Source organism: Nostoc sp. (genome assembly GCF_036919575.1).
Lineage (GTDB): Bacteria > Cyanobacteriota > Cyanobacteriia > Cyanobacteriales > Nostocaceae > Nostoc.
Genome location: NZ_JBALBY010000080.1, coordinates 63,869 through 75,403 on the forward strand (window position 1 = coordinate 63,869; position 11,535 = coordinate 75,403).

At 41.3% G+C, this 11,535-nt stretch carries 9 protein-coding genes; all 9 read left to right on the forward strand.

Features of this window, described 5'->3' with window-relative positions; genetic code table 11:
• Window positions 1–65 precede the first annotated feature (65 nt).
• The gene (locus V7K27_RS20760; RefSeq protein WP_334949972.1) at window positions 66–905 is read left to right on the forward strand and encodes a hypothetical protein; all 840 of its coding nucleotides are present in this window, start codon (window positions 66–68) and stop codon (window positions 903–905) included.
• 192 nt (window positions 906–1,097) lie between these two features.
• Window positions 1,098–2,300, forward strand: a complete 1,203-nt coding sequence (locus V7K27_RS20765; RefSeq protein ID WP_334949973.1) for a glycosyltransferase family 4 protein — start codon at window positions 1,098–1,100, stop codon at window positions 2,298–2,300.
• Window positions 2,301–2,593: 293 nt separating this feature from the next.
• Window positions 2,594–3,586 (forward strand): glycosyltransferase family 2 protein, encoded by a 993-nt coding sequence (locus V7K27_RS20770; RefSeq protein WP_334949974.1) that lies wholly within the window; start codon window positions 2,594–2,596, stop codon window positions 3,584–3,586.
• 146 nt (window positions 3,587–3,732) lie between these two features.
• Window positions 3,733–4,935, forward strand: a complete 1,203-nt coding sequence (locus V7K27_RS20775; protein ID WP_334949975.1) for a glycosyltransferase family 4 protein — start codon at window positions 3,733–3,735, stop codon at window positions 4,933–4,935.
• The gene (locus V7K27_RS20780; protein WP_334949976.1) at window positions 4,853–5,782 is read left to right on the forward strand and encodes a glycosyltransferase family 2 protein; all 930 of its coding nucleotides are present in this window, start codon (window positions 4,853–4,855) and stop codon (window positions 5,780–5,782) included. The genes V7K27_RS20775 and V7K27_RS20780 overlap by 83 nt, the downstream gene beginning before the upstream one ends.
• A gap of 249 nt (window positions 5,783–6,031) precedes the next feature.
• Window positions 6,032–7,498 (forward strand): O-antigen ligase domain-containing protein, encoded by a 1,467-nt coding sequence (locus tag V7K27_RS20785; RefSeq protein WP_334949977.1) that lies wholly within the window; start codon window positions 6,032–6,034, stop codon window positions 7,496–7,498.
• A gap of 30 nt (window positions 7,499–7,528) precedes the next feature.
• Entirely contained in the window at window positions 7,529–8,650 is a 1,122-nt protein-coding gene (locus V7K27_RS20790; protein ID WP_334949978.1) for a glycosyltransferase, read from the forward strand.
• Between the two features lie 999 nt (window positions 8,651–9,649).
• The gene (locus tag V7K27_RS20795) at window positions 9,650–10,141 is read left to right on the forward strand and encodes a hypothetical protein (protein ID WP_334949979.1); all 492 of its coding nucleotides are present in this window, start codon (window positions 9,650–9,652) and stop codon (window positions 10,139–10,141) included.
• Window positions 10,142–10,559: 418 nt separating this feature from the next.
• Window positions 10,560–11,423, forward strand: a complete 864-nt coding sequence (locus V7K27_RS20800) for a hypothetical protein (RefSeq protein WP_334949980.1) — start codon at window positions 10,560–10,562, stop codon at window positions 11,421–11,423.
• The last annotated feature ends 112 nt before the right edge of the window (window positions 11,424–11,535 follow it).

The window sequence follows — 11,535 nt, forward strand, 5'->3', positions numbered from 1 at the left end:
GTAATTCGTAAATTACGAATTCATTCCCCTGCTCAATTATTTATAGTTTTGACAAGGAAAAATAAATGGTAAATCTAGGCTACCACACTGCTAAAATTCAGGGTAAATTTAATCGCTCCCTATATAAAGCAGGCGTTTCTCAGATTGTCAGCATCTCGATCAAACAAACTCGGCAAGTTCCGATCAGTGTTTATGCCTTATCATGTGAACGCGATCTACCAGAACAAGTGGCAAGTATTCGCTCCTTCATTCGTCATGTCGGCATTCCAGATACATTCACTGTAGTTTCTGATGGGAGTTACACTGACTCTAGTTGTAATTTACTCCGCCGCATCCATCCCTGCGTTCAGGTAATACTTTTACAAAACTTCCTGAGAACGGATTTACCTCAATGTGTTCTTGATTATGCTCAACTGCATCCAATGGGCAAAAAATTGGCGGCATTAATGTCAATTCCTATTAATGGTACTACGATTTACACTGATTCAGATATTTTATTTTTTCCCGGCGGTATTGACTTAATTAATTTGAGTAAGTCCGATGAAAAATATTCTCTTTATCTACCTGATTGTTCTATCTCATTAGACGAACGAATTATTTATGATGATTCTGAGAGGTCAAATCCAGTAAATGGTGGATTTATATTATTTAGGCATGAATTTGACTGGAGTTTTGCTATCGAACGTTTAGCAAATCTTCAAGAAAACCCCACTTATTTTACTGAACAAACAATTGTGCATTTGACAATGCACCATAATCATGGTAAACCTTTATGCTCAAAAAAATATGTTCTAAATGTAGAAGATCAGTTCATCTATCCAGATAAATTTGCTAGTACAAAAAATGCTCTGAGGCATTATGTTAGTGATGTCAGACACAAATTTTGGTTTAATGCTGGCATATAGCTCGATGATGATTAGACTCTATTTAAACCTCGTCCATTTTGAAACCTGGAGTAGTGCGGGCATCTTGCCCGCTACTACGAGCAGGGAGCAAGATGCTCCCACTACTTTTAGAAACTATGGTTCTCAAAATAGATGTGGTTTATATGAGCAATCCAATTAAATTAATAAGGACGTGAAAATAACTGGTGAATAATGCCTAACTTAATCAATGATGCGAAGGAAAACAAGAAAGAATTGCACAGGCAAACTTTTGAAAAAAACCTGATTTATCAATGCTCAAATTTTGATGTAGGTGGGAGTGGAGGTGTTGAAACTTATTTAGGTTCTTTGTTTGAACATCGACCACCTGATGTTAGCAATCGCGTGATAAAATCGCTTAAAAATGTCGATCAAAGCCAGTTTAAACTGCTACATATCCACAGCCCAGAGTTGCTATTGCAGCTGACAGGCGAATGTCCTACGATCTTCAGCGTTCATAATCACTCATTCTACTGTCCTAGTGGCACAAAGTATTTAGCAGGGCAACGGACAATCTGCGATCGCAACTTCTCTTACTTAGGATGTACCTGGGGGAAGTTGGTAGATAAATGTGGTACCCGTAAACCTTTAAGAAGTTTTAGAGAACTTCAAACCACTCATCAGTTTTTAGATGTATTAAAAAAGATAAAAATTACTTTCATTGCTAATAGCGAATATGTACGGCAAGAGTTGATTAAAAACGGTGTACCCCCTGAGCAAACTGTAACGCTACACTGTGGAATCTCTATACCGCAAATAGCAACTGCACCCCTAAGTTTAGAAGTCCACCAAAATCATCGAATTTTGTTTGCGGGACGGATTGTTTCTGATAAAGGTCTAGAATGGTTACTCAAAACCTTAATACATACAAACCCACAAATTCAACTTGATATTGCAGGTGAAGGATGGGAACGAGCCAGCTTAGAAAAGTTAGCAAACACCCTCGGATTGAGTAACCGCATCACTTGGCATGGTTGGTGCGATCGCGATAAAATAAATAAACTTTATCAACAGTGTTTTGCAGTCATCTTTCCTAGTGTTTGGCCTGAACCTGCCGGACTTGTAACTCTAGAAGCATACTCTCGTTATCGACCTGTAATTGGTAGTGCAGTCGGAGGAATTCCAGAACATTTACGAGATGGAGAAACGGGTATTCTTGTTCCAGGCAATGATATCAAAAAGCTAGCTGATGCCATTAATGAGTTGTATATAGATCATCAAAAAAGCCGATACATGGGCGAACAAGGTCATGCTTTATTGATGAAGGAATTTACAATGGATGCTCATGTAAATAATCTGCGGACAATTTATGCAAAAACAATCGCTGAATTTCCTTCTAGAGCTAAAAAATTATATAGTATCCCTCAAGCTAAATAAGCTTATAGGGGTTCCCATATCAAAACCTCACCCCCAACCCCTCTCCTTAGTAAGGAGAGGGGAGAACATCTCAGTGAAAGCAAATATACCAGATCAGAAACAAGATTCTTGCTCCCTCTCCTTACCAAGGAGAGGGTTGGGGTGAGGTTTTACAAGGCTTTTACACTCATTGAGATGCTCCCGGAGAGGGGAGAGAAAAGACGGCTGCACCTTACTAAATTAGGAAAGACTATAGTTTGGTCAAAACCTCAAATGGTGCATCTTTTATCTAGAAAAAATCAAGAGAGAAAAATATGTCATTGCATCAAGAATACCAACAACCTTTAGTTAGTGTTATCATTCCCACATATAATCGACCAGAGTATCTCAAGCAAGCGATCGCTAGTGCTATTAAACAAACTTATCAAAATATTGAAATTATTATTTCTGATAATTGTAGTTCAGAAAATCCCCAAGAGCTTGTCGCATCTTTTGGTGATTCACGCATCAAATTTTGGCGACATCAGCAAAATATGGGTATGTTAGCTAATCAGCAACATGGTTTCAAGATGGCGCGAGGTAAATATGTTGCTAGTCTCCATGATGATGATATCTGGAATGAAGACTTTTTAGCAAAGCTTGTACCACTTCTGGAAGCAAATTCTGAGTTAATTCTCGCTTTCTGCGACCAATATATCATAGATGCTAATGGCATAATTAATCATGTTGGAACTGAAGAAAATACACGCGGTTACAAGCGAGATAAACTAACACCAGGAATTCATCAACCTTTCTATAAAATTGGGTTAATAGATAAAAGTATACCGACTGCGGCAGCTTGTGTGATTCGCAATAATTTTGTGGATTGGGATATTATTCCCCCAGAAGTTGGCGGAATGTGGGATTTATATTTAACTTACCTCTGCTGTATATCTGGTAGTGGTGCTTACTACTATCCAGAAAGATTGACGCGATATCGCGCCCATGAGCAAACTGATACTATGCTCAGTGGTAGTCGAGATGTGCAAGCAAAAATCCGCAAAGCTAAAAGCGAAATGTTTTGTTATCAAGTCTTTATGGAAGACACTCGTCTACAGGAATTTAGGACGTACTTTCAACAGAAATGGTTAGAAGCTAATACAACTTTGGGAATTGGTTTGCTACGAAGTGAACAGATAGCAGCAGCGCGTCCTTATTTTTGGGAGGTATTGAAAAAACAAAAGTTTAATGTGCGAACTATAGCGGCACTAAGTCTTAGTTTTACTCCCAGATTTTTCGCAAGTAAGTTAATTAAAATATCGAAATAATATAAGAGTATTGTCTGAGTTGTGGAAGGGATTTTTTTAACGAACCGCAAAGGGCGCAAAGGACGCAAAGGGAAGAAAAGAAGATTCTCCTCCGCATGAGCTAAATAGAATTTATGCAATACGTCTATTGTTAAGGAAGGTAGTGTATGAAACTTTGTATTGTTACTCATAAAATCAAAAAAGGTGATGGTCAAGGACGGGTAAACTATGAGGTTGCGAATGAAGCAATTCGTCGTGGTCATGACTTGACATTATTAGCTAGTGAAGTCGCACCAGAACTAGAAGATAATAGTCAAGTTAATTGGATTAGAATTCCAGTCAAAGGCTATCCTACAGAATTTGTTCGTAATTTTATATTTGCCCAAAAAAGTGCAGATTGGTTGCGGAAAAATCGCTCTGACATTGATTTAGTTAAAGTCAATGGAGCAATTAATCTGGCTGCGGCTGATGTGAATGCTGTACATTTTGTCCACAGTTCATGGTTGCGATCGCCTGTTCATATTTCCCGCAATCGCCGCGATTTATATGGTTTTTATCAGTGGTTGTTTACGGCTTTTAATGCCCGTTGGGAAAAACAGGCTTTCCAAAAAGCGCAGGTTGTTGTAGCTGTATCCGAAAAGGTAGCTCAGGAATTAGTCAACATTGGTGTACCCCGTTCTCGCATTCGCGTAATTGTCAATGGCGTTGATTTAGAAGAGTTTGCCCCTGGTGAAAGCGCTCGCCAAAAATTAGGTTTACCAGAAAATGTCACCCTAGCATTATTCGCTGGAGACATCCGCACACCCAGAAAGAATTTAGATACAGTATTGCACGCCTTGGCGAAAGTTCCCGATTTACATCTGGCGGTGGTGGGTCATATCGAAGGTAGCCCCTTTCCTCAACTAGCGGCTTCGTTGGGGTTAAGTGAACGCGTGCATTTTGTCGGATATCGACGTGATATCCCCGAAATTATGCGGTCAGTAGATTTATTTGTTTTTCCTTCCCGATACGAAGCTTGCACCCTCGTATTGTTAGAAGCACTTTCTTCAGGACTGCCAGTAATTACTGCCACAGCTACCGGGGGTGCAGAGTTGGTGACACCAGAATGTGGCATCGTCTTACCCGACTCAGATGATATCGATGCTTTAGCTGTGGCGTTGATGTCTTTGGTGAGCGATCGCACCCTGATGCAACAGATGGGTCAAGCAGCTCGCTCTGTGGCAGAACAATATAGCTGGACTACTATGGCACAAACTTATGTGGATCTATTCGAGGAGTTAAGCAAGAATGCGAAACACCGTTCTCATACCGACTTATCGCCGTCCACAAGACCTGTCACGCTGCCTTTTGGCGCTACAGGAGCAAATTAAACCCGTTGATCAGGTGATAGTGGTTGTCCGCGATACGGATGCAGAAACATGGCAATTTCTCGCCCAATTCAACGCACACAATTTGCCACTGCATACGGTGGAAGTGACACAACCGGGGGTAATAGCAGCCCTCAACGCCGGATTAGCAGCAGTAGAGGGCGATATTGTTTCTATTACTGATGATGATGCCGCACCCCACCCAGATTGGTTAGAGCGCATTACCGCTCACTTTATCTGCGATCGTTGCATTGGTGGTCTTGGTGGGCGTGATTGGATACACCACGGCAGCAAATTAGAAGACGAATCCCGCCTAGTAGTTGGACAGTTGCAGTGGTTTGGGCGAGTGATTGGCAACCATCACCTGGGAGTGGGAGAACCCCGCGAAGTCGATATTCTCAAAGGCGTAAACATGAGTTTTCGTACCCAAGCAATCGGGCAATTGCGCTTTGATGAGCGGATGCGTGGTACAGGAGCGCAGGTACATTTTGAAATGGCATTTACTCTGACATTAAAGCGGGCTGGTTGGAAGATAATTTATGATCCTAACGTTGCTGTAGATCACTATCCGGCACAACGTTTTGATGAAGATCAGCGAAATAACTTTAATGAAATTGCCTTTATTAATTTAGTCCATAATGAAACTTTAGTTTTATTAGAGCATTTGCCATTTATCCGCCGGATTGTATTTTTGTTCTGGGCAATATTCGTGGGTACGTGCGATAGTTTGGGCTTAATACAATGGCTGAGGTTTTTGCCTAGCCAAGGGCAGTTGGCAGGGAAAAAATTGTTAGCATCCTGGCGTGGACGTTGGCAGGGATATAAACAATTCGTAATTCGTAATTCGTAATTCGTAATTACAGACCGATTATTCTAACTTTTCATGTCATGTGGAAAAGCCCACAGAAAACCTAACTCCCTTCCCAACGGTCTAAGGGGGAAAACTCAAAGTCTCTCTCCTTTTAGGAGAGAGAAATAGAAGTGAGGTTTTCCAGATACCGTGAAAAGTCAGACTGATTATTTCATTGTGAATTCCTTTCCATCCTTCAAATTTACTTATGTGTAAATCCAAAATCTAAAATCCAAAATCTAAAATTGAATGACTTCTAAGCAGATACTTTTCAATAGTTTTTTACAAGAAAGCTATTCTCCCGAAGAGCGATCGCTACAGGGTTGGATGGCGATCGCAGGCTTTATACTACTGACTGTAGTTTGCTATTTTGCTGGTGCTACTGCCGCATTGCGCCTCATTTATCCGGTGACAGCTTTAGCAGTAGGCGTATTTTTATACTTGCGGCATCCCATTCTCTACATCAGCTTTACTTGGTGGATCTGGTTTCTCACGCCCTTAGCTACTCGCTTAGTTGACTATCGGGTGGGCTGGGACCCTACCCGTCAAATGCTCATAGCACCCTATTTAGTGGTGTTTGTCACCATAGCCACATTCTTAAGACACTTTCCCCGCGCTTCTCGTCAAGGGGGCTTACCGTTTGTTTTGGCTTTTATCGGAGTGTTCTATGGCTTTCTAATCGGTCTGATTTACAATCCACCGATCCCTGTCGCACGCGGATTAATGGATTGGCTCAGTCCGATCATTTTCGCTTTTCACTTATTTATAAACTGGCGAGATTATCCCAGCTATCGCCAGAACTTTCACCGAACATTCCTCTGGTGTGTGTTGATTTTAGGAACTTATGGCGTATATCAATTTGTGGTAGCTCCTGAGTGGGATAGATACTGGCTTATACAATCAAAACTATTCATGAGTTCTGGAAACCCTGTACCTTTTGGGATGCGTGTCTGGAGTACATTGCACTCAGTTGGCCCCTTTGGTTCCGTCATGCAAGCTGGATTGCTGTTATTATTTACCAGTTCAGGAAATTTAATTTTTCCGGCTTCAGCTGTTGGTTACTTATCCTTCCTGTTGACACAAGCACGTACTAATTGGGGCGGCTGGTTATTTGGAATAATTATGATTATGGGTTCAGTCAAAGCGCGGATTCAAATGCGTTTAATTACCATAATCGTGGTCATGGCAATTTGTGTTATACCATTGACAACTATCCAGCCAATTGCTGGGGTTGTAGCAGCCCGGTTGCAAACTTTTTCTAATCTTGAAGAAGATAACAGTTTTAAAGATAGATCGGGAAGTTACGACAAAAACCTTGGTTTAGCCCTTTCTAATGGTCTAGGTAACGGCTTAGGAAATATCTGGAAAGTCAACGAAAAAACGGGTCAAATTGAAGTCGTGGTAATTGATAGTGGCATTTTAGATATGTTTTTCACCCTTGGTTGGTTTGGAGCCATCTTTTATATGGGTGGATTAATCTTGTTGATTATTAGTGTTAGCAATTATGGTGAAGGTCGTTTCGATAGTTTTATCAGTGCTGCCCGCGCCATTGGCATCAGTTCTTCTGCACAGTTAGTTATTGGTAGCGGGATGTTAAGCGTGGCAGGGATGATTCTTTGGGGATTTTTAGCTATGGCTATGGCAGGACATAAATACTATACCAATCCTCAAATTACCTACAAGATCCCCGACTTCTTAGAGAAGTCGGGGATCTGAATTACAACTTAAATAGGACTCTTATAGATTATGAAAGTAATTATTGTAATGCCACTAGCCGAGCAACGAGGCGGCGGTGAAATGATGCTTTGGGATTTGGTACAGCAGGGACGTAATGCCGATGTTGAGTGGCTGGTGATATTTTTAGAAAACGGCCCGATGGTAGAACAAGTAAAGTCCCTCGGTATTGATGCGCGAGTTGTGGAAAGTGGACGTTTACGCCAAATCCACCGTTTTATTGGCGCTGTTTTTCGGATAGCTGCGATCGCTCGCCGCGAACGTGCAGATATAATTGTCAATTGGATGTGGATCACGCATATATCTGGAGGTTTGGCGGCGATGTTGGCGGGCTTGCCTGCTCTGTGGTATCAACTAGAAGTACCTAGTGACAAAACTTGGTTGGTGCGAATCGCAACTTTAATCCCAGCGCGGGCAATTATCACCCTTTCTCAAGATGGCAAGCTAGCACAGGCAGAAATTTGGCCTCACAGACCAACACCTTTGGTTTATCCTGGCGTAGCACTAGACCGATTTGAGCCTAATGCTTTGCCAACTCCAGAAGAAGCACGGCGGAAGTTGGGCTTACCTTTGCACGGGCCGTTGATTGGAATTGTTGGACGATTGCAACGATGGAAGGGAATGCACGTATTGGTACAGGCGATGCCCAAAATTTTACAGAAGTACCCTGATGCTCATTGTGTAGTGGTTGGCGGTAAGCACGATTTGGAACCGGATTATGAGGGCTTCTTAAAAGCAGAAATCGCCGCATTAGGTTTGAAAGACCAAGTAATTATGGCTGGGCTACAGCGTAATATCCCTGAGTGGGTGCAGGCGATGGATGTATTTGTTCATGCCTCAAATAAAGAACCGTTTGGAATTGTGATTATTGAGGCAATGGCGCTGGGTAAAGCTGTAATTGCTGGCAGTGCAGGCGGGCCGACAGAGATTATTACCGATGGCATGAATGGACTATTAACACCTTACGGCGATGCAGATAAATTAGCGATCGCAATTCTCCGCTTTCTTGACGAGCAAGAATTTGCCCAGAGTGCGGGAATGGCTGCACGACAACGCGCCCTCGATTTCTCAACCCAGAATTATGCCCAAAATTTTATTAGTGCAATTCGTTCTGCGATGCCGAGTGTTTTATAAGAAGAATTCAGAACTCAGGAGCGGAGCCGGAGACGCTCTGCGGCTTGGCGTCAGAATTCAGAATTGAATTCTGTACGAGTCGATGATGAATATTGGTTAAAAGCGAGTGGAATGGTGGGCGAAAAAATTAAAATATTCTCGCCTTAAAACTCTATCCCTTTATGGGTAGAGTATTCACCAATTCTGAATTCTGTATTCTGACTCCTGACTCCTGAATTCTGTTCGATAAGTGATTTTTGGAATCCCCCGCTATACCCGCAAGGGTTAGCGGTGGGAGGATGTCAACAAAACATAATTCCTAACAAGGCGACATCTTCGAGCTACAATTCTATCAAATGGATGAGTTAGTTTGGGTTCTCAGTACCTATTATTGCTAATTATTAGGTTGTTGCTTCCCAAAGTCATTTTCCTAAACAAATCTCTTCTGGATAATAATCCAGCCAGTTAGCATAGTACGTGGTAAAGAAACGTTAATTTTAGTTAATTTTAATTAATTTTAATGGAGGGAGATTTTCGCATCTTGATCTGATCTTATTTCACTATATCCACACTCTACACCCGCCCCGAAGTAGTTTGGCAAAGGAAAATAATTTGTAGCCAGCGATGAGCGTAGGAGAGAGTAAACTACTAGCCAGTTAAGTTTTCTCCCATTTCCCAGTGTTTGTTGTTAAACTTTTACTGAGCATTTTTTTAACTTTATCTTGAGATATAATTACTTAATTGCTGGAAAATGCGAAAATCTATGACAATACAGTGATAATTCAACTCCTAATTCTTTGCCTGCCCCCTTTTACTGACATTGTGTTGATACTACCTTTACATTATCCCTGAATTGTGAATATGAGATAATACACCATATCCTTATTCGTTATATAATACTTAGTATTACAGAGAAAATCTCATCCAAATTACCCCATTAACACTTTTGAGTAAAAATTAATCGGGTAGAATCACTGAATATCACTCACACCTTTTGAAAATTAGAAGCAGGATTTTTTAATGATCAGCTTAAGTAATTCGGAAAACGGCACAGCAGCCACTAAGAGGCTAGCAAGGGCAATGATGGTTTCTTGTGGAGAGTTTTCACTGTTATTAGCCTGTTGTAACTCTGTTCCAAAGCAGCAGCAAGTGCTAAATTTGTTAAGAGAATTTTCATCAGCAGATATTCACCAAGTCCTGCTCTCGCCTGCGGCTGACACATTGTATACAGCGATTACAACTGCAATTGGTACTACTCAACCCGAAGCTTTGATGGTACGGGGTTTAGAATCTGTAGTGGCAATTAACCAACTAATCATCAGTACCAACATCATGCGAGATGAGTTTCGGAAACAGTTTCGGTTTCCCTTGGTGTTGTGGGTTAATGATGAAATTCTGTGCAAGCTAGTCTGGCTAGCACCCGATTTCAAAGACTGGGCAGCTAGCACCATTAGATTTGATGTACCTCAAAATCAGTTCGTTGAATCTGAACAACAAGCCATCAGCGCCTAATATTGGCTGAGATTACAAAATCTAAGCTCCGGTTCTGTCTCATTCTTTTCTAAAATTACTTTTATTGAATCCTCGCTGACTAAGGTGAGGCAAAAGGCGTTACCAGCTTTCCTCGCAAGCTATTTTCCAAATTAGCTGATGGTAGATGTGTAGCAGTTTTATATTTACAGCCCACGGACTCAGTGAAGTCTGAGCTTCTGAATTCTTAATTGATTGCCGTAGCACTAGAGGGCAATTTGATTTAGTGCATTTTTATCTAGAATTTCTATAAGGAACAAACAATTAGTACATCAGCGTCTGTTTTTATATCTGTTTCAGAAGAAAGATATTAAACTGATTCCAACTGGCAAATTTCTGGAATTATGTGCGTTATATTGGGCATTTATAGTTGGATACTAGTTCTTACTTCTATATTACTATGAAAATCAGGCATAAAAACTACTTTAACAGCAATCAAGCGCGAATTTTCACTGCTTTGATTTTGACTGGAATTTTGTCTGTTGCTAGTGGTTCAATACTTATCAAAGGGGCGACAGCTGCTTCTGCGAACTTCTCGCTAGAAACTAGCAATCAAGTTCTTAAAGACAATGTTAAACCAAATAGCTTGCCACGTCCAGTAGCTAAGGCGGTACTGCGAGATTTAGCCCGCAGACAGGGAATTTTAACCAAAGAACTGAAAATTATTGATTATAATCAACAGACTTGGCGCAATGGTTGCTTGGAACTGCCTCAAGCTGATGAACTCTGCACCCAAGCGTTAGTTCCGGGTTGGCTGGTTGTGGTATCTAATGGCAAACAAAACTGGACTTATCATACCAATCAAACAGGTTCCGCAGTCAGGCTGAATGAAAAAGCTAATGAAAGTACACTAGCCCCTGTGCAAATTCCAGTCAGCGAGTTACCACCACCGTTAAATAGAGATGTAGTATTTCGGCAAATCTCCAGTGGTGGTATTACTGGCAGAACCTACGAGACTGTTTTACTCAAAGATGGGCGATTGATTCGCGTGCGGATTGGTGATGCCAATGATTCTGAGCGTACTGTTCGCCGTGTTTCTGTGCAACAGGTGCAACAATTTCAAAGATTTTTAGAACGTTCTAAATTTAGTAAATTCCAGAATCTGAGTTATCCAGCCCCCAGTGGCTCTGCTGATTATATCACCTTCACTCTCACCAGCCAAGAGGGTACGGTTCAATACAACGATATTTCTCAAAATAACCTGCCAAAGAATTTACAAGCAGCAGTCAAAGCCTGGAATCAGATTGCAGTCAGGGCACAATAATGAATCAGAATTCAGGAGTCAGAATTCAGGAGTCAGAATTCAGGAGTCAGAATTCAGGAGTCAGAATTCAGGAGTCAGAATTCAGGAGTCAGAATTCAGGAGTCAGGAGTCA